Source organism: Paenibacillus sp. J31R109 (genome assembly GCF_059692055.1).
Map to the genome: position 1 here is coordinate 1,111,379 of NZ_JCAUAR010000001.1, position 23,070 is coordinate 1,134,448.

Genomic DNA, 23,070 nt, shown 5'->3' on the forward strand with positions numbered 1-23,070 from the left:
TCTCTCCATTCTATGCCTATATCATATCACAATTGAAAATAATTCTCATTATCAATTGAGTAGAATGAAGAGTGACGAAGCGTCTGTGTACTCTTTTCATAAATTATGTATGGTGATTTCGCTTCTGACCAAAAATCTAGCATTGATTCCAGTTTGGCCGATACCCTTGGATATGTAGTAAGCCCCATTCGATTGTTTATGCAATCCCTTATAAATACCCATTCTAGGTAACTTACCTGCGTCTTTTATTTGGAAGAAATAAGGAATATTGAATTGTTTACCATGAAGATGACCAGCCATTAAAAAGTCATATGCTTTATCTATGTGTAGAACTACGTTAGGATCGTGCGTAATAATGAGTTTCGGTTTACTGGGATCAACGGTTTGAAACGCAGCATCCATGTCACTCTTACCTGAATCGAAATCATCAATACCTATTAAATCAAACTTCTCCATATGCAGCGACTCATTTCTTAACAAATGAAGCCCATATTTTCTTAAAAGTTGGACAAGTTCCGTTACATTTTTCTGCTGATAATCATGGTTACCCAGCACGCAGTAGATAGGTACATGACAAATAGACAGCGCTCTTAAGTACGCTTCGAGTCTAGGAAGGCTTTTGCGGTGCTTGGTAAAATCGCCAGTTATAAAAATATAATCGGGTTTTTCTTTATCGATAACGGCAGCTATTCTAGCTGGACTAATACGTAACCGCTCAACATGCAAATCACTAATTTGGAGGATTCTCAAGTTAAGCTGAAGTGGGTATGCGATTCGCTCTATTTTTAGCCATTGTGTAGGTAAGATAAAGCTAATGTAGAACAAAAGGATGAATAGCAATATGTAAAGGCAATTCAATACATTCCCTTCCAAGTACTCCCTCCTTCCCAATAAGAATTTTATTTAGGATGTCATGAATAGATTTCGCTCTAATAACATCCCGACGTGCTCTGCCACAACTTTAGGTGATTCTGTCATTTCATTCCTTATATACGATTCGATTATTCCTGCAATAGCAGTCCCCAAGAATGTGAGAATAATCCCTTTATTTAACCCTTTATTAATTCCTTGGGTAATATCTACTTCGTTTTGTAATTGTTCAATAAGAAACGCCAGAAGACGACTACGAAATGTCGTGACGCCATTGCTTGCGAGCATCGTTGAAAAAAATGTCTGATTACGATCAAAATGTTCAAAGATCATCACATTTGTTGATACGAAATCTAAGTCTGAAGTTGATTCGCAGATTGTCCTCAATTCGTTGATATGTTCTTCAATCAGTTTATCTAGTAGATCGAACTTATCTAAATAGTGGTGATAAATGGTTCTTCGACCGACATTTGCTCGATCGGAAATATCTTGGATCGTAATTTCATTAAAATTTTTCTGAGACATCAGTTCTATAAAAGCGCTTTTGATTGATTCTCGAGATTTGACAATTCTTCTATCGATCACGGGCATGTTATCATCACCAGTCTTCTATCATCGTATTGCACATTAAGTTACCAAATGTGCCATTAGGCACAGAAATCGCTTTTTTGATAATTGTAGATGGCAAAATTTCACTTTATATTATACACATATGTACAATATCGCATCAACATGCAAGATCAAAAGGAGATTAGGTATGAACATTTCCATACATCTAAAGAATGAACGTACGCCTGGAAGGTTAGAGGTTCCTATTGACATTCCTCCGAGTCATCCTCATCAAACATTAGATAAGCACAAACGAGTTGATAACAAGGACACACTCACGATAAGTCCACAAGCGCATAACTTGTATAAGAATCATAGTTTGAAGACACCACAGCTTGAACGATTAATGGAACAAAAAGAAAATATGTTAAATCGACGCAATGAGTATATTTCCAGCGCTTTAGAAAGAGGTGCTAGTCCGGAAGATATGACAATAGAGCTTGAACAAATGGATAAGCAAATGGAAGATTTAAATAAACAAATCCAACAATTGCAACATGAAAAGCTCAACAAAGCGACAGGTTTAAGCGATGAAAACCATCAAGAAAACGATGGTGTGATTGATAAAAAAGGTACTCGTAGCGATGCAGATTCATCTACGACTCCTCAACTTTCATCGGAAACGATGAACGCATTACTATCTACACATACCGAAATGAACCAAGTCGAAAGTGTGAAAAAAGCACAATTGACACTTGAAACTGAAGCATTAAGTTGGTCAAGTGACCCTGTGCGCTCCGCTCGGCTAAAAAGTAAAGCTGCTGAGTTAGATGGCAAAATCATGGATACCTCTCAAAAGGTAATGAATACTTTGAATCAAGCTAATGAAAATAGTAACGAGGAAATTCTAACTCCATTACCTACTGATGAAAATGGTGAAAATGAAAAACCAGTCACTAATCCTGATGTTGAACCTATAAATCAGGTGCTATAAATCAAATGAAAAAACCATTCCTTCTTATCCGGGAATGGTTTTTTTATGATGAATACTGTCACTTCATTCTTACTGCTTGAGAAACCTAACCGCATCAGCGATTGTATATCCCGGAGCAGAAGCTATAATCTTAACTAAATTGTTCGTAGAGGATGCGGTAAACGCATAAGTACCAAGATCAACCCATGTATTTCCATTCATCGTTTGATTGACGGTTTTCGTTGTATCCAACAAGCCGCCGTAGGTAATTTCCAGTGGAGCGGATGTCGGGCGGTTCGCTGCAGCGGGCCATCTCATAAATACTTTATAATTTCCTGCTTCCGTAATTGTCGGTTTCCATATAGCGGATTTATCCGCGTTTGCAGCAGCGGCTCCATCATGAAAATAACTTGAGTTATAGTAACCAGAGTCAAATGTACTGGATGTCCAAGCACCCGTTGTTGTGAAAGCAGGTGCCGAATCATTATTGTCCACGATGATCTCAACCTGAACGCCTTTTACTAGGACATTATCAAACGTAGCTACTTGATTATAAGTACGCATGCCGATTTTGCCTGCCGTATGTGAGGTGTCATTGACGGTTAACTCGTTCACCCCATTCACCGATCCAACAAGCGTACTGCCTCTCATTGAGAGTTTTAGGTTATATACGGTATTCGGGTTCACTGTATAGGATTTGTAGGCCAGCGTTGTAAATGTCCCATTCACCTTTTTGAGCAATTGAACTTGATTCGTACTAAGCCTCAATAAGTAGTAGTTGTTATTGTCTACATATCTGCCAATGATGCCTGTCGCTGCTCCGGCTGTTGCCGATTTCGGGCTAATATCCGCCTGAATGTCGTAGTTCGTCCAATATCCGTCGCCAGCCGTTGTAACTGCCTCAGCCGCAATGTTGGTGGATTGTTCGTAGACATATGTTGCATCTGTCACGACCGACCAACTGCCGTTAAGTGAAGTCCAGCCCTGCGCATTGCCATCTTCAAAATTATCCGATAGTAATGTCTGCAGGACAGGTTCTGTCGGTACAACAGGAGTCCACGTACCAGCAGCTGCATCAATCTCCCAATTTTTATACCCATTTATGGTTGGAACTCCCGCACTATTAAACGTAAGCGGATACCAGCCATTCCTGCCTATTCCTGTACTGCCGTTAAAATTACTATTACTCCAGCGATCGCCTAGATAGACATACATTAAACCTTCTGTTCCTTGGATAGGTAGAATTTGGTCAATTTGCGTATCAAATGAATTGCTTGAACTTGGTGAAGTTAGTAAATCCCATTTGTACGTCCACGCTCCTGACAGATTACTTGTTGTGTAATAGTAGGAAGGTGTTGATTTGAAGCCGTTCGTCATCGAGGCAAACAGATAATACTGGGAACCACGCTTAATTAATGTTGTTGCCTCCTTATTCCCTTCCGTCCATCCAAAAAATTTCGTGCTTTCCGCAATGTCTAGATAATTGCTTGTCAATTTACTAAGTTGGAATCCACCGTTCCAATTCGTGCCAACATCCACCGTAAACGTAATGTACGTACTGCCATCATCGTCTGTGAATATAGAACCTAAATCGCCCATGCTATTTCCACTTGGTCTCGCAATGTATCGTTGAAAGGTAAATGGACCTTCGGCTGAAGAACTCGTGAAAAAGGCTAACTTATTCCGTCCAAATACAGGAATATTATTATCGAAACTATTCCACTCTGTAATCATGACATACTGGGAGTTCGCACTATTATAGGCAACTACAGGTCTACCAATCCATTGACCAGTATCATAACGTTTTGTTTTTCCAGGTGCATAAGTCCCTTCCTGCTCATCCAGTTTGGGATTGATGGTACTGAAATCAACGATCCCCTTACCATTTGGAACGGTGCTTGCTTGTTTCGTCCAATTCACCAAATCTGTGGATTTGAGCAAGTTTACATTTTTAACCCCAGATTCGGAATATTCCATGCCATACCATAGAAATGTATCGTCTTCCTTAAGCATCCAGCCGCCTTGCGCCCAAATCGGATTACCTGCCGTATCGTTCCAAACGCTTTGGTCTGTATTCGTCATGACTGACGCTGCCTTTGCCGACTGCGCAAAACCTAAGATTAACACAATGAATAGTAAAGCTAGCGAAGCCGTAAGAACTTTCTTTGCACTTTGAATTTCATGCTTAATTATCATCTCGATCACCCTTTCGAGTACTAGTATTAACTTACAAAATCCAATCGTAAAACGAGCAAACCGATTGCCCTTGTGCATTCCTCCCCTCTATGAATAAAGCGCTTACACAAAATTTTAGTAAAATTTAGATAAAATGAACAGCCATACAATCAACGATTTATAAACTTTTCCTAAAAAAAAGAGACGGATCATAAGTGATCCATCTCTTTTTGCCATTTTACATGTTATTCATTATTGTCCATCCATTGAAAGTGAAAGCTACCCTCTTTATCAACACGTTGGAACGTATGTGCGCCAAAGTAATCTCTTTGCGCTTGAAGCAAATTAGCAGGTAATCGCTCTGTCCGATAGCTATCGTAATAAGCTAACGCAGAAGCAAACGCAGGAACTGGAATCCCTCTAGTAACTGCAAGTGAAATTACTTTTCTCCAAGCATCTTGATAATTTTTAACAATGCCACCGAAATATTCGTCTAATAACAGGTTTTTAAGTGCAGGGTCTCTGTCATAGGCATCTTTAATATTTTGTAAGAATCTTGCGCGAATAATACATCCACCACGGAAAATCATTGCAATACTGCCATAATTCAAATTCCACTTGTATTCATCGGATGCCGCTCTCATTTGTGCAAAACCTTGTGCATAGGAAGCAATTTTGCTAGCGTACAAAGCTTTACGAACAGCTTCGATGAATTCTTTGGAATCTCCCTCATAATTAGATACCGCTGGCCCGCTCAGACGTTGGCTTGCAGCTACGCGTTCTTCTTTCATAGCTGAAATAAATCGCGCGAATACAGATTCGGTGATGATTGGTAAAGGAACGCCTAGATCCAATGCACTTTGACTCGTCCATTTTCCAGTACCCTTTTGCCCAGCCGAATCCAGAATAACATCAACCATCGGTTTGCCCGTATCTGGATCTGTTTTGGAGAAAATATCAGCCGTAATTTCAATCAAATAACTATCCAACTCACCATTATTCCATTCAGTGAAAATCTCATGCAGTTGGTTCGTAGATAAGTGAAGAACATCCTTAAGCAAGTGATAAGCTTCACCAATCAATTGCATATCCCCATATTCGATGCCGTTGTGTACCATTTTGACATAATGGCCTGCGCCATCTTCACCGATATAGGTCGAACAAGCATCGCCATTTACTTTGGCCGATATGGCCGTCAGGATGGGTTCTACCAAGTCATACGCATCTTTTTGACCACCAGGCATAATCGAGGGGCCATGAAGAGCTCCCTCCTCACCGCCTGAAACACCAGCGCCGATAAAGCGGAATCCTTTGGCTTGCAGCTCTTTATTTCTACGTTGTGTATCTGGGAAATAGGCATTGCCTCCATCAATGAGAATATCTCCTGGACTGAGGTAAGGCACTAGCTGATCAATCGTATCGTCCGTTGGTTTGCCCGCTTTTACCATGATTAATATCTTGCGCGGCGCCTCTAGTGATTGAACAAATTCTTCCACACTATACGTACCAATGAAATTCTTTCCTTGTGCTTCTGCCACGAGTTCTTGCGTTTTCTCAGGTGACCGATTATATAAAGCGACGGAGAAGCCTTTACTTTCAATGTTCAAGGCTAGATTTTTGCCCATAACGGCCAAACCTACGACGCCAATTTGCTGTTTGTTCATTGTCATTGCCTCCTGTTAGTCTCTAGTTGGGTTAGCTCAGCCTTTAACAGCTTTTTTCCAATCGGCAGCAAATTTCTCAAGACCTTGATCCGTTAACGGATGCTTGGAAATTTGTTCGATAACGCTGAATGGTACAGTTGCGATATGTGCGCCAGCCATGGCTACGCGAGTGACATGATCGGGATGACGTACGGAAGCCGCGATGATTTGCGCATCTAAGTTGTGGACGCGGAATAACTCAGCAATTTTCACGACTAATTGTACGCCGTCTTCGGAGATATCATCGAGTCTACCCAAGAACGGGGATACATACGTAGCTCCTGCCCGCGCAGCTAGTAAAGCTTGATTGACTGTAAAGATCAAAGTTACGTTTGTTTTGACCCCTTTGTCAGCTAAGTAACGGCAAGCTTCTAGTCCATCTAATGTCATGGGCAATTTGATCGTTATGTTCTTATCATAATTGTTAATCTTGATAAGTTCTTCCGCTTGCGCAATCATTTCCTCAGCCGTAATAGCATCTGGTGTAACTTCGGCAGAAACGGATTCAACTCTAGGGACTAATTTGAGAATCTCTTCAATACGATCCTCAAATTTCACACCTTCTTTAGCGACTAGGGATGGATTCGTTGTCACACCGGACAGAACGCCCACTTTATAAGCTTTTTGGATATCCGTTACATTTGCACTGTCGATAAATAGTTTCATTGTCATTACCTCCATAAATTTAATTGAATGGGTTATGCTGTAAATTATATGATTTACGAATTACCGAGTAAACCCTTGGATAAGCGAGTGACATTCTCAACGGAAAAACCGAAATGTGCCATAACGTCAGGTCCCGCCCCGGATGCACCAAACGTATTGATCCCAAGTATTTGTCCGCGCGGACCTACATAGCGTTCCCAACCCATCGAAATTCCTGCCTCGATAGAAAGTCTGTTAGTAATGGAGGAAGGAAGAACGGTTTCTTTATAAGAAGCGGACTGGCGTTCAAATAACTCCATACTTGGCATAGCTACGACTCTGACGGAGATATTGTCCTTCTCTAACTCCTGTTTCGCATTTACGGCCAATGAAACTTCCGAACCCGTTCCAATGAGGATAAGATCTGGTTGCGCGTTGGTTTCTGATAAGATATAAGCGCCCTTCTTCACATCTTCTACATTTGCTTTCGTCGCACTGTAAACAGGAAGATTTTGTCTGCTAAGGACAAGGGCGACTGGTCCATTCTTGTTCTCCAGCGCAAAAGCCCATGCGCTTGCGGTTTCATTGGCGTCACTCGGACGAATGACAGTAAGGCCTGGAATTGTCCTTAGCGCAGCTAAATGTTCAACTGGCTCATGCGTCGGGCCATCCTCACCAACCGCGATGGAATCATGCGTGAAGACATAAATAATCGGCAGTTTCTGCAAGGCAGCCAATCGAATGGATGGTCGCAGATAATCGCTAAAGACGAAGAACGTACTTACAAATGGAATGACGCCTCCGTGCAAGGCCATACCATTACCGGCTGCTCCCATCGCATGTTCGCGCACCCCGAAATAAATATTTCGTCCTTCATAGGAGCCTGATCCGAAGATTTTTTCACCACTAATATCCGTCATTGTAGAATGGGATAAGTCAGCGCTTCCTCCGAAGATGGCCGGCACCTGTTTCATGAAATGATTGATCGCATTCCCACTCGCCACTCGCGTTGAAATAGTTTTCGACTCATCGAATGTAAGAATATCGGAAGCTTCGATAAGAACCTTGCCATTAATCGCATTTTCGAGTTCTTGGCCTAGCTCAGGGAATGATGATTTGTAGGAAGCGAATAGTTGGTTCCACTCGGCTTCTTGCGCTTGCCCTAGATGCTTCAACTTATCAAAGTGAGTTTGTACATCCGTAGGAACGGTAAATTCATCATGCGTCCAGCCATAGACTTCCTTCGTCGCTTTGGCTTCTTCGGCCCCAAGTGGAGCGCCATGTGCTTTGTTAGTTCCAGCAACCTTGGGACTTCCGTACCCAATAATGGTTCTGATTTCGATCAAAGTAGGCCGCGAAGAATCCTGTTTGGCTTGCTCGATTGCTTGCGAAATTTCAGCGAGATCGTTGCCATCTTCAACTCTCAGGTATTGCCAGTTGGCTGATTCTGCTCTTAACTGTGCGTTATCCGAATAGGAAACGTTCAGATCTCCGTCTAAAGAAATATCATTGGAATCATACATAACGATCAATTTATCCAGCTTCATGTGACCAGCCATGGACATCGCCTCATAGGAGATACCTTCCATCAAGCAGCCGTCTCCAACAAGCGCATACGTATAATGATCAACGACTGGGAATGCTTCTTTGTTAAATTTGGAAGCCAAATGAGCTTCAGCCATCGCCATACCTACGGCCATTGCAATTCCTTGGCCTAATGGACCCGTCGTTGCATCAACGCCATCTGTATGCCCAAATTCCGGATGACCTGGTGTTTTACTTTCAAGCTTACGAAATTGTTTAAGATCATCCAATGTCACCTGATAACCCGACAGATGCAGCATGCTATAGAGGAGTGCAGAGCCGTGTCCCGCGGACAAAACGAATCGATCACGATTAAACCACTGAGCATGGAATGGATTGTGCTTTAGATGTTTCGTCCATAACGTATAAGCCATTGGGGCAGCTCCCATCGGCAGCCCTGGATGACCAGAATTCGCTTTATTAATTGCATCAATGGATAATGTACGAATGGTATTTACGGATAATTGATCAAGTGTTGTATTCATAAGTATAAGATTCTCCTTTTGTTCCATTGTTATTTAACTCGTTTTTAGAATCGAACCACCAATGGAAGCCATCTCTTGCTAGCAATTTATCAGATTCATAAGGTCCATATGTTCCTGATGGATAAATGTGCAGCGGCAGCAGATTTTCTTGGTAAGCATCTAATAGAGGCTGTACCCACTCCCACGACAATTCCACTTCATCCCAATGGGCAAAGTAGGTTTTGTCTCCTACTAATGCATCATGGATTAGGATTTCATAAGCATCTTTAGCACCTTCTTCCAGTGTGTTAAGTTGGCTTCTAGCAGCTATATCTTCATTTGAAAGCTCCTTACCTGCCTCACTTCTTTGAATGCTAATGGCCTCTTTGGGCCCAATCTCTATGATCAAAAGATCCTTTGAGGAGCCTTCCGATGTAAACTCAATAACAATTTTCGTCGCTTTTTCGTTCAGACGTTTTCCAGTTCGAATGTAGATAGGTGTATCTTTCCAGAACGGGTCTTTGATTTGTAGTCTAGCTGCAATGAACGTATCGTTTTGAGAATCCGAAGCGATACCCGATTCATCTCTATAACCGACAACCTTCTCCCCTTTGATGACGCCTGATCCATATTGACCGCGAACAATATGGTTGTGAACATTCATTTTGCTAATAGGTACTAAGGACTTCATTACTTGTCTTTTGAGCTTCCCAACATCATCTACCTTGCTACGATTTGGGAATTCGATAGTTAACATCATTAACAATTGAAGCATATGATTCTGGAACATATCGCGGATAGCACCTGCATGATCGTAGTAACCAGCTCTTTCCTCGACACCTAATGTTTCAATTGCGGAAATTTGTACACTGGCTATCTTGCGTGAGCTAAAATCTAGTTCAGAAAGTGAAGCGTGCAGAAGCTGCCCCATTTGTTGAACCATAGGTTTCCCTAAGTAATGATCAATTCGATAAATTTCAGTCTCATTGAATGCTTGGTTCAACTTCAGATTCAGTTGTCTTGCAGACAGCAAGTCATGCCCAAATGGTTTTTCGATCACCAGACGCTTCCAGCCATTCGCTGAACCAAGCCCACTTTCATGAATGTTGGCTGCGATCGTTTCAAAAAATTCAGGGCCAACCGATAAATAGAACATTCGATTCGGCACTAGATTAAGGGATTGCTCCCGTTCTTCAACCATTTGCAATAGCTTCTTGTAATCTTCTTTGCGGTTAACCTCTAACACTTGATAACGGAATGCACGCAAGAACTTTTTCATTCCTTCAGCATCTTTCACTCCACTTCGGGAGAAAGTAAGGAGGGATTTCTCTACATTGGATTGAAATGTTTCATCAGATAATTCTCTTCTGCCAAGTCCAATTAAGGAGAAAGAAGAAGGTAATTTATCTTCGATAAATAACTGATATAAAGCTGGATAGATCTTTCTTTTGGCTAAATCACCTGTAGCTCCAAATAAAACAAAAGTTGCTGGCTCCAATTTAATCTCTCCTTTACTGGTTTCTACGTCATAGCTCATCTATAATGTTCTATATGTCCATTAAACGAATCTAGGAGCTATCGCTGATAATTTATGAACAATAACTATGAACTCTACAAAGTATTTTACTGGGCAGCGAAGACAGGCAGTTTGACACAGGCTGCAAAAGTCTTATACCTTACCCAACCTAGCGTCAGCCATGCGATCAAACAACTGGAAGACAGCTTTGGTATGACATTGTTTTTCAGAAATTCCAAAGGTGTCACACTCACGCAAGAAGGCGAAGTCTTATATTCCTACATCGAGAAGTCACAAATCTTAATATCGCTGGCTGAGAAACAAATGCTCGCACTTAAAAATCTAGATAATGGTGAATTGCGAATTGGCGGCAGTGATTCTCTGTTTAAACATTACATACTTAAATACTTGGAGAACTTTCATAAGCAATATCCAGGCATCAAACTTCATCTTAACCATGGAACAACCCCGGAAATCATTGGCCTCTTAAAAGAAGGTGAAATTGATTTAGGCGTTGTTCGAATGCCGATTAGCGACTCTCAACTAGAAGTAAAAGAAAGTTTTCAGCTTCAGGATTGTTTTGTAGCCGGATCCCTTTATTCAGAGCTTCAAGATGTCGTTCTCACACTAGATATGCTGCTCCAATACCCAATCATTCTATTCTCACGTAATAGCCGGGCTCGCATGGCCATCACCGAATTATTTCAAAGTTATGGTTATCAACTCAAACCTGAAATTGAAGTTGGTAGTGTAGATCTTCTGATTGAGTTAGCTCGCAAAGGACTTGGTATTTCCTACGTAACCAGAGAATTCGTATCGAAAGAATTAGAAGAAGGAACGCTCTTCGAAATTCAATTAGATGTTACGATACCACCATCACACGTTGGAATTATGATTATGCGCAATATGCCCATATCTAATGCAGTAAGCAGGTTTATTGAAATGGTTCAATAGACCGTTCTGCCTCTCTTCTATCACGCAGATACTTCGGATAACCAGCCAACCGCATTGTGTATATCTTCGAACTCATGGTAGTTGATTGGCAATGTTTCTTTTTCTATTGCATTTTTCATATCAAGAGGAGCTACTGTATGTTCTGGAATCACGGTAGCTGTAAATTGAATGCCCGCATGAAGGAGCTTAGGTAACCACTCCATCGAGAACCATTCAGCATCTTCTGTTAAAACCATTTTAGGACTTTTATCAATAAGTACTTTTTTTGCTTTTTTTATAACGGCAAGTTCAATCAATTTATCTAACGGGACGCGAAATTCCTCTTCTTTAGCTACCGAATTCCAACGAATCACAACAGCTTCAATCACATCATCCCAAAAGATATGCGCTTTATCAGAAAAGTAATAGTGCATCATTGTAATCTCTCCTCTCACGCGGGATGGAACTTTCCATGCCGTAATCGATGTCTTCTTTCCGTAGTTCTACTATAGTACGAATTGGATGCATACAAGTAATTAATATATTTGACAGTAGCCATAGACCACATGAATGGCTCGCTTGAGGTAATTATGAGAAAAAGCCGCCAATCGTGGCGGCTTACTCTCATGATTTATTTTAACTCTGTTCGGAAAATTGTTGTTGTATCACTTGTTTGTTCCTTATTTGACGATAGGCTGCCGACATACACAGCAATACGCCTGTCGTAACAAATACACCAACAGGAAAAGCCCAGCTCCCCCATGCGGGAACAATTAATGGCATTAATGAAACACCGAAAGCAACAGGTACAGGTGTTTTAAACAACACACAGAGAATGAGTGTGATCAGTACATTGATAAGGCCAACCCAAATGATGGAACCCGACAACAAGTGATAGATACCAACCGCACATATAGCTGTCAACGTCAATACGGCCAACCGGGATGGAATCAGTTTCCAACTAAATTTCTCCGTATGAAATATCTCGAAAATAAGGGCAAATACAGGTGGAACCACGATAACTTCTAGATTGGTTGCGAATGCCAGTCCGATCCAAAGACATAAGATGATGCTAATGATAAGCGTATCGGTTATTTTTCGAAAATTTTGCGGACCACTTGGCGTCAATATTTCTGGTTTCCTCCATTTAAAAGCGGCTAACATGATCACAAAAGTAAAAATACCCGTCGTAATCGCAAACACATAGTCATGCAATCCTAAAAAGATCGGCAGTAAAGCTGCTGGAATCGTTGGTCCGAAATTCACGCGAAATATGTGCATGAGGATGACGATAATGACAAAACCTAACCAAAGTTTCGATAGAGGCGTTAGGGATAGCCCATTTAAGGAAGTACCTAGGAATGCAGCGATTGTCGGAGAAAGCCACAGGTGAAGCGGCTTCTTCATCCAATGTGGAACGGGAAATACCATAACTCCTATGGCCATACCTGCAATTTCCGGAAAGAGAATTTCCTTTTGTTGTAGACATACGGATCCAACTAGCATCAGAATAACTAGCAGGTAAGCTGATAAAAAACCTCTCGATTTCAATGTAGTCCAAATCATGTTAAGTCCTCCTATATGAAGCCTACCTATAAAATCCTTGTAATGGCTGTGTATGTTCCCTCCAATTATCGTTCAACAAACTAGTATGATCACAATACAAGGTTTGTAAATAACGGGTCACATCTGTTACTTTCCCTTCCACAAGGACTTCTCGTATCTCAGATGGTTTGGTTGGTACATCATTTCGATCTATTTGCTCAAATTGCTCTAGTGGCAAGAACATCTGCAAACTTTTTTTATAAGAGGTGCGAGTTGGGTAGCGGGGGGAGCTGCCCGAATCGTACTTCGTTAACTTTATTTTGTCATAAAAGTCAGTTATCAATGATTGCGCATCGAATTGAAGAACAGCGAAAGCTTCGTTTGGTTCTCTTTTTGAATAAATCTCAAGCATTTTCTGACAATCTCGTTGTGTCGGCCAAAAAAATACATGCTTATCTACATATTGATGAAAAGCCAGATGAGACGTGTTGGCATCCATGACTTGTTCCGCAATTTTTAAATGTGCGTTTGCTACAAATAAATGGCCATGGAATTGAATTTCGCTCCTCACTTCTCTCCTTGCATCCGATAGATGAGGATTTACATCATGACAAGAATACAAAGCATCGAGGTGCGAGATGGAAGACAAGTTTCGCGCTCTCGTAAAGTGATATAAAGACTTCCTTTTTGTGCCCTTCGTTATTTTGTTCACCTTCGTTACGTTCATATCTTGTCCCTCTTGTCTGTCATTTTGTGCGCTATTTGATTATAGTAAAACCGTATGTATACCATCAATATCCCGTTTTCTATCATAATGATGCGTTATGTCTATAACAGTCAGAAGCTGTTAACCTAATCAAGAAATAAACAACAGTCCAAGGATTTATTGAAAATCATTGGACTGCTGTTAGTTTTTCCGGATTTATATGATTATAACTTTCATGAATGAACCATGGCTGGTTTGACAGATTTGAGATGTTGAATGTAGTCCTTGCTGCTCTTGGCAAGGCGTTCCGCTGTCACGTTTGACGCATCATTTAATGAGAAGTGCGGCAAATAAGTGGCACTTATGAATTTAGCAAGGGCTTCAATGGGCCGCAGCAATTCTTGAATGGTAAATTGATTAGAACCATTATGCTGATAGGAAGCTTCTGTACCATAAGTTGAAATCGCAACCCCTATTTCCTTGCCTTTTGTCTTTGACCCATCTGGTCCATAAGCCCATCCATACTGCAGTACTTGATCAAACCACTTTTTGAGCAGCGGTGGCGAGCTGTACCAATAAAACGGGTATTGGAAAATGATGCGATCATGCGACTCCAGCAATTGCTGCTCTTTAGCCACGTCAATCTTTTCATCTGGGTACGTTTTGTATAGCTGATGAATGGTGAATTCATTATGCTTTTGTAATTCTTCCACCCAGGCTTTATTCCAATTGGATCCTTCGATATTCGGATGCGTTACGATAACTAATGTTTTCATTTTTGGCTGCTCCATTTCATAGTAATGTAGTAGTATTTCAAACAAATGAGTTCAGAATTACGCTAGTAGTATCTGAAGAATAGAGCTCTATTATCACCCTTTAAGCAAATTTCCATTAAATAACGACTTTAAAGTTCGTACAAAGAGAACGACCAGAACGATGTTCATCAAAACAAGAATAATTGCAGCTACCGTAATGAGCGGCCAACCATCTACAAACATCGCATATTGCAACGCAGCATTGCTGAGTGCAGCCAATGGAAAGCTTACACCCCACCAAGACGCGCCAAACGGAATGGACTTTCTAAATACTTTGAAGAATACTACGATGAACAAAAACAAACCAAAATAAAACAAAATCGATGCGAACTGGTCAACTCGATGCTCAAAATTGATATACCCCAGAAATCCAACTTCAAACGGCCCAATCATGATAAGCATGGATGGCGTTAAACCTGCATGCATAGGCGCATGATGTATCAATCTGGATAGGATCATGGTTAGGAAAACTAAAGCCACAATACCGCCAATTGCTAAAGAAAGCAGATTAATTTCATGCGCCCATGCAAACGGCATATTGCCACCTGCAACAGCAATATCAAGTGTCCCTACCCCAGGGATGAGCCAGGCAGGTACGGCATGACCGTGCTCGTGATTCCCGCCTAATAAGCGTGCAACGATGATATAGCTAAGGACTAATGTCGTTACGGTTCCGATGATCCAGAGAACTTGACCCGTTCGTTCACTGTAAGTCCCAACCACGGAGGATAGCAATAGTATGGCAATGGTGATCGTACCAAAGAAATTACCTATGATAGGATGTTTAAATTCATCTTTCACTTTTTGCGGATATAGGATCCACTTTGCCAGATAACCAATGCTTAACACGATAAACGTAAGCACCGCGACCATTCCGATGATATCAGCGATAACAAGTGAAGTACCGAATAGCTTACTTGCTTGTCTCCATGCTAATGACAGTCCTGAAATGCCCATAACCGACGCAAATAGATTAACGGGTAAGAATTGAATGGAACCTATGCTTTTTTGTTTTTGTACGACTGTTATGGTTGGCATGGATGATGTTCACTACTTTCTGTCTTGTATTCTTCTCAACTTATTAGAGCAAGTTCTATTTTTCAAAAGGATGAAGACATTCCCTCCCTTATTTACCTATTAAAAGGTAGTTGTTCTTGCAAGATAAATATCATTATTGAATAATTGATGATAAGTATCAATATTCAAAATTCTATCGTTATCATTACTAATATGGATGATTAACTTCACTTCACTCCCTTCTTACATAAATAAAGGGTGTTTATGATAAAGTATAAGTTTAAAGGATTGATACCCGCATTTACTTTTAGTGAAATACATACTACTATTTGTCATTATCAATCATAAAGTGAGGTATACATATGGAGTTTCGACAACTGGAATATTTTATGGCCATTTGTGAAGAATTGCATTTTACAAGGGCTTCAGAAAAACTGGGTATGAGTCAGCCCACGCTGAGTCATCAAATCAAGTCGCTGGAGGATGAGCTAGGGGTACCTTTATTTGATCGAATCGGTAAAAAGATTGCCATTACGGAAGCAGGTACTATTTTATTAAATGAGTGCAAAGTGATTTTTTCTTCTTTAGCTAACGTCAAAGTGCAAATTTTGGAGCTACAGAAGGTTACTCGCGGAACATTATCCATTGGTGCACTTCCTGGTGAGTTAACTCAGCTCGTTTCTTCTTTGTTACTCGACTTTCATCATATTTATCCAGAAATACAAATTAAAATTTTGAATCTTGACGATATTGTCGAGCGTGTCATACAAAATCAAATTGATCTGGCCATCACTATTTTTCCAGTCGATGATGATCGTATTCGCAAAATTCCGTTGTACAAAGAAGATATCTATTTAGCTGTTTCTAAAGACCATGCATTGGCCAACCGTGACAGTATTCACTTTAGCGAAATAAGCAGTTACCCGGTTATCCTCTTCCCGCAATCGCATAAATGCCGCCAAATAATTGATTTAAACAGTACCGTTTGTGGTATTAATATCGAACCCATTATCGAAACAACAGCGATTGAAACCATTATTGACCTTGTAAAGTCAGGTACAGGCGTGACCGCGCTATCCAAAACGTACTTGAATATGTACAACGATAACCAACTAAAGGCGATTAAGATCGTGAATCCAACACTCAACAGGGAAATTGGCATTATCCATCATAAAGATAAATATGTAAGCAAAGCTGCTCGGTTATTTATTGATTTATTATCACAACATATTGTTAACTTGAAGTTAACCGAAGAAAGTACGATTCTAGCTTAGTCCGTGTTCAAAACAAAGTTCAAAACAAAGTTCAAAACAAAAAAAGAGCCACTTCGAAGTGGCTCCTTACGATTAGTAGTATATCGAAGTTTGTGGTGCTGGCGACACAATAAACGAACATTTTTTACGAGAATACCATTTGTCACTCACTTTGACTTCATGCTCATTCCAAGCTTCAATCATGCCTCCTCCAACCATTCTTCCTTCTTTCAAAACCATGATGAATTGACCAAATAAAATAGCATTATCGAATTCAATGTCATACTGAACTGTCTCCATGGTTGTACCACCTTCCTAAATGGATTTAAAAAAAGGAACATTATGCATAAAGATGCTCTCTATTTTCTCGTACAGAGGTCCATTTACTTCCGTTCTATACTGAATATCCAGCCATTCTGGGTCTTGCAGGAATGCTTCAAAGTTTCGCTCGCGTGAATCTGCGTTCTTATGTTCTAGTACGTAATAAAGACGATTTTTCGATTCGTCCGCGTCTACCCAAAAACTCCTCGTCTTCATTTCATGTTTGGCTAGAAGGGCTAACACATTATCCCGAAACCGATCTAGGATAGCTTCCATACGACCAGGTACAATATCATATATCCGCAACTCGTATAACATAAGATCATCCTCCATTTCATCTGCTTATATACCTATTAATAGGTAAGTAAATCCAATCACACTCTCTTTAAGCTCTCTTGCCTCTGCGTCTTACACGCTCATTATTGAATAATTAATGATGAGTTTCAATATGCGATATTCTATTATTATCATTAATAAATTGAATCCATATACAAAAAGCCCGACAAGAAGTCGGACTTTTTCGCATTTTTATCTGTGATATGTGTTGTAAGTTATCCACCGACTGGATTGTTGGCTACTGGATTTTTCTCGGCAGAAACAACTTCACCCGTTTTGGAATTGACATTTACGATATAGACATCGCCTTCGTCATTCAGCTGCTGCTTCGTTTTACCATCAACTGGGGTTGTAAAGAATACAGCGTAATATGTGCCTTCCTTGTCCACCAAATTTACAAAATAAGTAGTTTGATCCAAACCAGCTAAGGAATCATTGTATTTGCTTTGCAACGCTTTTTTGGCAATCTCGATTGCCTGGTCCTCTTTCATATCTTGGGACGTTTTAACCGGTTCACTATAATTAGGATTTGGTGTAAATCCTTCCATCGTAGATCCTTGAGCATTAGCATCTACAGGTTGCGGTACAGCCACCTTCTGTTGACCTGTCACTTTGACACTTGGTGCTGAATCAACAGATAAAGCAAAAGCTGAAATAGCACCGTTGCCTGCGATCAAAGCCGTAGCTACCCCTGCCGTAAGTAGTGTTGCGTACATCTTTTTCTTCATTTTCATTACCTCCATCGTTTAGTTGATATCGCTTGTTACACGTATAGCATAAGGGAGCGATATGATAAACTTGTCTTCTAGTTATTATGGAGTTGTAAAATCGATCGACACTTTCGTAAATTCGTTCTCTTTCGATGTAATTTGGATACGCGCATGATGAAGCTCAGCGATTTGGCTGCAAATCGATAATCCTAATCCGATTCCACCGAGTTCTCTGGTACGGGATTTGTCCACTACATAGAAAGCTTTTGTTAGTTGTGCTATGTCCTTCTCTGGAATTCCTTTCCCATAATCAAGTACTTCAATAATCACATTTCGTTCCCGGTAGCTGCTTTTCAGCGTAATCTTCCCTCCAGGATGGGATGCCTTCACACTATTTTCTACTAAGTTTATGAATAACGTTTGCAGGAGCGTTTTATCACCAGCAATGTGTTCAGCTAAACATTCGGTTTCAACTGTTATTTGTTTAACATCCAACTGGTGCTGCACCATGGTTACCACATACGTAAAAAGGTCGTTTATATCAACGCGTTCCATGGAGATGTCGCCATTTTTCAAATACAACAATTCCATCATCTTTTTCGAAAGAAGATCCAGTCGGTTGGCATGCTCATGAATGTAACCGATGGCCATTCGCCGATCATCTTCGTCATAGTTGGCATGAGTCAAAAATTCACTATATCCCTTAATCGCCGTTATCGGCGTTTTTATTTCGTGGGTAAGATTGTTAATAAACGTTTGTTTCTCTTCGTTTGCTGTTTGAATCGTTGCAATATTCGTAGACACCGCATCAACCATCTTGTTAAAATTTTGCGCTAACTCCCCGATTTCGTCATTGCCAGTCACCTTAACTCGTTTATGGTATGCACCCGCGGCTATGTCTTTGACCCCTTTATTTAACCGTCTAATTGGTGAAGTTAATTGAAACAAAAGTAGTATGAGCACAACCGATAATAGCACTGAAATCACGACACTGAGCGTTATAAAATAATGGAGCAGCGTCTGATAATTGGCCTGCAGATAATCAGAATTTCTGGAGATGACCAACCTGAATCCCTGAAAATCCATTTTGCCCCCTACAAAAATCCAGAGCTGTCCCTGAATATTTCTGTAGGTGGACTTTCGAGAATCCCCCTGCAATTCTTCACGCTTACCATCAAATTGATAAGCATTTGAGAAAATCAGATGATTCCCGTTATATACCTCAGCTTGAATTCCTTTTTTAAAATAATTGGCTGCAAAACCACCAATAACGGAGCCATAGTCGGCTCCGCCTGTACTTTCCGTATAAACATTAAGTATATAACTTAAGGCGTTTTCAAAGCCCTCATACTCATTAAGCCCTCTTGAGATGTCCATCTTCTCGTTTAATTGATAACTCTTTTTAAGAAGTGCATATGCACCTAGATCGAAGACAATTAGAAAAACTAACAGGACAAGCAAATACGTTTTCTGCCAAAACTTCATACTTACACCTCAAGCCTGTAACCGTACTTATACACTGTTTTAATCTGATTGTCCCAATTAAGCTTCTTTCTCAGCTTCTGAATGTGGACGTCGACTGTCCTTGTATCTCCGTAGAAATCGAATCCCCATACGCGTTCGACAATTCTTTCTCTAGACAAGGCAATATTTTTATTTTGAATAAGCAGTTCAAGCAGTTGGAATTCTTTGTTCGTCATGTCAATGCGTTGTCCCTGAACCATCACAGTATGCTTGTCTAAATCTACAGCAATACCATCTAGCTTGAATTCGTTATTCTCCCGTTGGTTTCTTCTCAATATGACATGGATGCGAGCAATTAGTTCCACGGCTTCAAATGGTTTGGCTATGTAGTCCTCGGCACCAATTTCCAAGCCATGAATCTTATCTGCAAGAGAATCTCTCGCCGTTAAGTAGATCACTGGTACGTTTCGTTTCACGATTTCCGAGATAACTTCAAACCCATCTTTGCCTGGAAGCATAACATCCAGAATGACCAAATCGATTTTATGCTCACGCAAAACGTCAGAAACCTGATCCCCGCTATACAGTTGAATGTATGCGTGCCCGACCATTTTTAGATGGACCGCGATTAAATCATTGATTGCTCTTTCATCATCTACGATGAGTATTTTAGCCATATGATCACACTCCATAACAAGCATAACAAATACCTCACTGGAAGTTGTTATCGAGTTGTAAAATTTGATCCTAGTCCGGATTAATGAATCCCATTTTTCATTGGCTTTTGAAGTACGTCTACGATGGCCGCGAAAATACTTGTTAGTAGGATAGCCATTAAACATAATGACGTAGGACCCGCAGCGTCATCGCTCACTGTAACTACTGCGAGCACCCTCAAACTCACAATTCCTATCAAGAGGAGGCAAATGACGGCAAAAGCGCATTTTTTTATTATCGTCAAGGACTTTAGAGATAATTCAGAGATTGCTTTGTTCTTTTCGATGTAGGTTAATAGTTTAAAAGCTTGAAATAACGCAACAGAAAACGCCGCACAGAACCCGTATGCACATACTAAAAAGGGAATTAAGAAGTAGGCCGTATCAGGATGTGCTTTTGCATCTCTAACAGCTATGACAGGCAACCAGATACACAGAGCAAGTACAGCAATTCCAGCAAGAAAAATAATAACCTTTAAGAAAGTGGTTGAACCTCGTTTAACATTCATTTCTGACACCTCGCATATGTAATAACAACATGATCTTATCACATTATTTATCGTATTACAATAAAATAACATTGTTTTTAAATGTACTATTATTGTTATCAAAATATGATTCGTGTATAAGAAAAACCGTCAGATCCATTCATCCTGACGCTCCTTTTTACTTATGCTAAGAAACACGGCTGCTGCGTCCTCGGAAAGTCAGAATCTAAAAAAAGATGCGAATATACATCTTTTCCCACTAGAAAAGTTGTAGTCTGATAGCAAAGATGCAATTATGCATCATTTTCCACCATATTTACCCTTTTTATGGAATATCGGTAAAAAGGATGTATTTTCGCAGCAATTCCTCGATAAACGGTCTATTCTCCTTAAAAAGATGTATTATTGCAGTTCTCTGCTCAAAGTGAGATGCTGAATGGGAACCCTTTTATGTCAAAAAAAAAGAACCATGATCACATGGTTCCGTCCATTACTGCCTATTTATTTAACCCCTGTGTAAACAAACGCACGTATGATATGCCTTTGTGCAAAAAAGAAGGCAATGAGAATGGGTGTTACCAACATCATATTGCCGGCCATTAACACATTCCAATTGGCTACTCCCTCTTCTTCACGAATCTTTGCAATCCCAAGAGGCAATGTTCGCGCGACATCATCCGTCGTCATGACTAGAGGCCAGAAGTAATCGTTCCAATGTGCAATAAAGCTGAATAGGGCAAAAGTAGCCAAAACCGGTTTGGCCATAGGTACCATTAATTTGACAATAATCTGCCATTCTTTGGCACTATCCAACCGCGCTGCTTCAATCAGTTCTTCTTGAACTTGTTTAAACGATTGTCTCAATAGGAAAATACCGAAAGCACTTGACGCAAATGGGAGTATAAGCGCTAGATGAGTATTTAGCAGTTTCCATGTACTCAATTGTAAATAGACAGGCAAGAAAATTAATTGGGACGGTATCATTAAAGTAATCATAACCATACCGAACAGAAATCCTGAAAATTTAAATTTATACCGTGCAAAAGCATACGCTGCTGGAATAATGGTAAGCATCTGCGCTACGAGAATACTGATCGAAATAATGACGCTGTTCGTAATATAGTGTAAAAACGGGCCTGATCCCCATGCTTTTGAATAATTGCTCCAAATGAACTGCTTCGGAATCCAATTAGGCGGGAAAATCATGGTTTCAGGCAGCGTCTTTAGTGAAGTTGACAGCATCCAGAAAAATGGCATTGCAAAAATGAGGACTAAACCTATCATGCAAACAATGCTTATGGTTTTGAAAATATACTGGGAAATTCTTGATACAATCTCTTCTTTGCTTCTTACGTATATCACAGTACGATCAGAATCAATTGTCTGCTCAGCTTTCAATGCATTCCCTTCTTTCTATTGATAATGAACGCGTTTGGACATCAATTTAAAGTAAATAATCGTTAAGATCCCGACAATGAATAGTAAAATGACACCTGCGGCTGAAGCACTGCCGATTTTGAAGAAGCGGAAACCGTACTCATAGATGTAATAGACAAGCGTATTCGTTGAGTTAACGGGACCTCCCTGCGTCATAATGGCGATCGTTTCGAAAACCTGGAATGAACCAATCATATTAATAACCACCAAGAAGAAGATGGTTGGCGAGAGCATGGGTAGAATTAGTCGGTAAAAGGTTGTCCAAGGCTTGGAACGATCCAGTGCTGCCGCCTCATAGATATCTCTAGGAATACTTTGCAACCCAGCAATAAACACAAGGGTGTTATAACCAAGTCCTTTCCACACAGCGACGATGACTAAGGAAACCAAGGATGTACTCGGTGAGGAAAGCCATGCTAACTTACCAAAGCCAAACAACCCGATGAACCAGTTCAGTAAGCCATACTGCGGATCCATGACCCACACCCAGATCATGGAAATGGATACCCAGGAAACAATATGCGGACTGAAGATAGCACCTTGGACAAAGGTCTGAAACACGCTGGCTTTATTCAACCAAAGCGCAAGTAATAAGGAAAATACAATAATACATGTAACGGTCAACACCGTGTAAATCGTTGAATTTGAAATGACTTGCAGAAATTCTTTCTCCGTAAGGAGATCTGTGAAGTTTTGAATACCAACAAAGTTTTTCGTTGGGCTAATAAAGTTCCAATCATACATACTTAAGTACATCATATAGATGATCGGGTAAATAAAAAACAATGAAAACACAGTAATGGCAGGTGCCACCATGGCATATGGACGCAATTTTTCCCACATTGTCATC

Annotated in this window: 23 protein-coding genes; 3 read left to right on the plus strand and 20 right to left on the minus strand. The window is 40.4% G+C overall.

Annotated features, from left to right (window positions below; translation table 11 throughout):
- Positions 1 to 96: 96 nt before the first annotated feature.
- Positions 97 to 873, minus strand: a complete 777-nt coding sequence (locus AC58QT_RS05030; protein ID WP_497407968.1) for a metallophosphoesterase — start codon at positions 871 to 873, stop codon at positions 97 to 99.
- Between the two features lie 30 nt (positions 874 to 903).
- Positions 904 to 1,461 (minus strand): TetR/AcrR family transcriptional regulator, encoded by a 558-nt coding sequence (locus AC58QT_RS05035; RefSeq protein ID WP_497407969.1) that lies wholly within the window; start codon positions 1,459 to 1,461, stop codon positions 904 to 906.
- 166 nt (positions 1,462 to 1,627) lie between these two features.
- On the opposite strand from AC58QT_RS05035, the gene AC58QT_RS05040 reads away from it, so the two are divergent.
- A complete protein-coding gene (locus AC58QT_RS05040; RefSeq protein ID WP_497407970.1) occupies positions 1,628 to 2,413 on the plus strand; it encodes a hypothetical protein in 786 nt (261 codons plus the stop codon).
- 69 nt (positions 2,414 to 2,482) lie between these two features.
- On the opposite strand, the gene AC58QT_RS05045 is transcribed toward AC58QT_RS05040, so the two are convergent.
- From AC58QT_RS05045 to zwf, 5 genes are all read right to left on the minus strand, one after another.
- On the minus strand, positions 2,483 to 4,588 hold the full coding sequence (locus AC58QT_RS05045; RefSeq protein ID WP_497407971.1) for a golvesin C-terminal-like domain-containing protein: 2,106 nt from the start codon (positions 4,586 to 4,588) through the stop codon (positions 2,483 to 2,485).
- A gap of 224 nt (positions 4,589 to 4,812) precedes the next feature.
- Positions 4,813 to 6,231, minus strand: coding sequence for an NADP-dependent phosphogluconate dehydrogenase (gnd, locus tag AC58QT_RS05050; RefSeq protein ID WP_497407972.1), 1,419 nt, complete (start codon positions 6,229 to 6,231; stop codon positions 4,813 to 4,815).
- A 36-nt stretch (positions 6,232 to 6,267) separates the two neighbouring features.
- Positions 6,268 to 6,936: a fructose-6-phosphate aldolase gene (gene fsa, locus AC58QT_RS05055; protein ID WP_497407973.1), complete on the minus strand. Its 669-nt coding sequence runs from the start codon at positions 6,934 to 6,936 to the stop codon at positions 6,268 to 6,270.
- Between the two features lie 53 nt (positions 6,937 to 6,989).
- Positions 6,990 to 8,984: a transketolase gene (gene tkt / locus AC58QT_RS05060; RefSeq protein ID WP_497407974.1), complete on the minus strand. Its 1,995-nt coding sequence runs from the start codon at positions 8,982 to 8,984 to the stop codon at positions 6,990 to 6,992.
- Positions 8,968 to 10,461 carry a glucose-6-phosphate dehydrogenase gene (zwf, locus tag AC58QT_RS05065; RefSeq protein WP_497407975.1) on the minus strand — a complete coding sequence of 498 codons (1,494 nt, stop codon included), beginning with the start codon at positions 10,459 to 10,461 and terminating at the stop codon, positions 8,968 to 8,970. Before zwf ends, tkt begins: the two co-directional genes overlap by 17 nt.
- Before the next feature lie 93 nt (positions 10,462 to 10,554).
- On the opposite strand from zwf, the gene AC58QT_RS05070 reads away from it, so the two are divergent.
- Entirely contained in the window at positions 10,555 to 11,433 is an 879-nt protein-coding gene (locus AC58QT_RS05070) for a LysR family transcriptional regulator (protein ID WP_497407976.1), read from the plus strand.
- 20 nt (positions 11,434 to 11,453) lie between these two features.
- Here the strand turns inward: AC58QT_RS05070 and AC58QT_RS05075 are convergent, their stop codons facing one another.
- From AC58QT_RS05075 to AC58QT_RS05095, 5 genes are all read right to left on the minus strand, one after another.
- The gene (locus tag AC58QT_RS05075; protein WP_497407977.1) at positions 11,454 to 11,849 is read right to left on the minus strand and encodes a hypothetical protein; all 396 of its coding nucleotides are present in this window, start codon (positions 11,847 to 11,849) and stop codon (positions 11,454 to 11,456) included.
- 199 nt (positions 11,850 to 12,048) lie between these two features.
- Positions 12,049 to 12,978, minus strand: coding sequence for a hypothetical protein (locus tag AC58QT_RS05080; protein WP_497407978.1), 930 nt, complete (start codon positions 12,976 to 12,978; stop codon positions 12,049 to 12,051).
- Between the two features lie 22 nt (positions 12,979 to 13,000).
- A complete protein-coding gene (locus AC58QT_RS05085; protein ID WP_497407979.1) occupies positions 13,001 to 13,684 on the minus strand; it encodes a DUF7002 family protein in 684 nt (227 codons plus the stop codon).
- A gap of 212 nt (positions 13,685 to 13,896) precedes the next feature.
- Complete coding sequence (locus tag AC58QT_RS05090) at positions 13,897 to 14,439, minus strand: NAD(P)H-dependent oxidoreductase (protein ID WP_497407980.1); 543 nt, start codon at positions 14,437 to 14,439, stop codon at positions 13,897 to 13,899.
- A gap of 93 nt (positions 14,440 to 14,532) precedes the next feature.
- Positions 14,533 to 15,516 (minus strand): SLAC1 anion channel family protein, encoded by a 984-nt coding sequence (locus AC58QT_RS05095; protein ID WP_497407981.1) that lies wholly within the window; start codon positions 15,514 to 15,516, stop codon positions 14,533 to 14,535.
- A gap of 341 nt (positions 15,517 to 15,857) precedes the next feature.
- On the opposite strand from AC58QT_RS05095, the gene AC58QT_RS05100 reads away from it, so the two are divergent.
- Positions 15,858 to 16,769 (plus strand): LysR family transcriptional regulator, encoded by a 912-nt coding sequence (locus AC58QT_RS05100; RefSeq protein WP_497407982.1) that lies wholly within the window; start codon positions 15,858 to 15,860, stop codon positions 16,767 to 16,769.
- A 72-nt stretch (positions 16,770 to 16,841) separates the two neighbouring features.
- Here AC58QT_RS05100 and AC58QT_RS05105 read toward each other — a convergent pair whose 3' ends face one another.
- The 8 genes from AC58QT_RS05105 to AC58QT_RS05140 all read right to left on the minus strand — a co-directional run bounded on the left by AC58QT_RS05105 (position 16,842) and on the right by AC58QT_RS05140 (position 23,069).
- The gene (locus tag AC58QT_RS05105) at positions 16,842 to 17,048 is read right to left on the minus strand and encodes a hypothetical protein (protein ID WP_497407983.1); all 207 of its coding nucleotides are present in this window, start codon (positions 17,046 to 17,048) and stop codon (positions 16,842 to 16,844) included.
- Positions 17,049 to 17,063: 15 nt separating this feature from the next.
- Positions 17,064 to 17,387 (minus strand): NIPSNAP family protein, encoded by a 324-nt coding sequence (locus AC58QT_RS05110; RefSeq protein ID WP_497407984.1) that lies wholly within the window; start codon positions 17,385 to 17,387, stop codon positions 17,064 to 17,066.
- A gap of 233 nt (positions 17,388 to 17,620) precedes the next feature.
- Entirely contained in the window at positions 17,621 to 18,133 is a 513-nt protein-coding gene (locus AC58QT_RS05115) for a hypothetical protein (RefSeq protein ID WP_497407985.1), read from the minus strand.
- An 84-nt stretch (positions 18,134 to 18,217) separates the two neighbouring features.
- Positions 18,218 to 19,600, minus strand: a complete 1,383-nt coding sequence (locus AC58QT_RS05120; RefSeq protein ID WP_497407986.1) for a sensor histidine kinase — start codon at positions 19,598 to 19,600, stop codon at positions 18,218 to 18,220.
- A gap of 2 nt (positions 19,601 to 19,602) precedes the next feature.
- On the minus strand, positions 19,603 to 20,256 hold the full coding sequence (locus AC58QT_RS05125) for a response regulator transcription factor (protein WP_497407987.1): 654 nt from the start codon (positions 20,254 to 20,256) through the stop codon (positions 19,603 to 19,605).
- 80 nt (positions 20,257 to 20,336) lie between these two features.
- Entirely contained in the window at positions 20,337 to 20,804 is a 468-nt protein-coding gene (locus tag AC58QT_RS05130; protein WP_497407988.1) for a DUF2975 domain-containing protein, read from the minus strand.
- A gap of 480 nt (positions 20,805 to 21,284) precedes the next feature.
- Entirely contained in the window at positions 21,285 to 22,067 is a 783-nt protein-coding gene (locus AC58QT_RS05135; protein ID WP_497408090.1) for a carbohydrate ABC transporter permease, read from the minus strand.
- 129 nt (positions 22,068 to 22,196) lie between these two features.
- The gene (locus tag AC58QT_RS05140) at positions 22,197 to 23,069 is read right to left on the minus strand and encodes a carbohydrate ABC transporter permease (RefSeq protein ID WP_310224735.1); all 873 of its coding nucleotides are present in this window, start codon (positions 23,067 to 23,069) and stop codon (positions 22,197 to 22,199) included.
- Position 23,070: the final 1 nt, after the last annotated feature.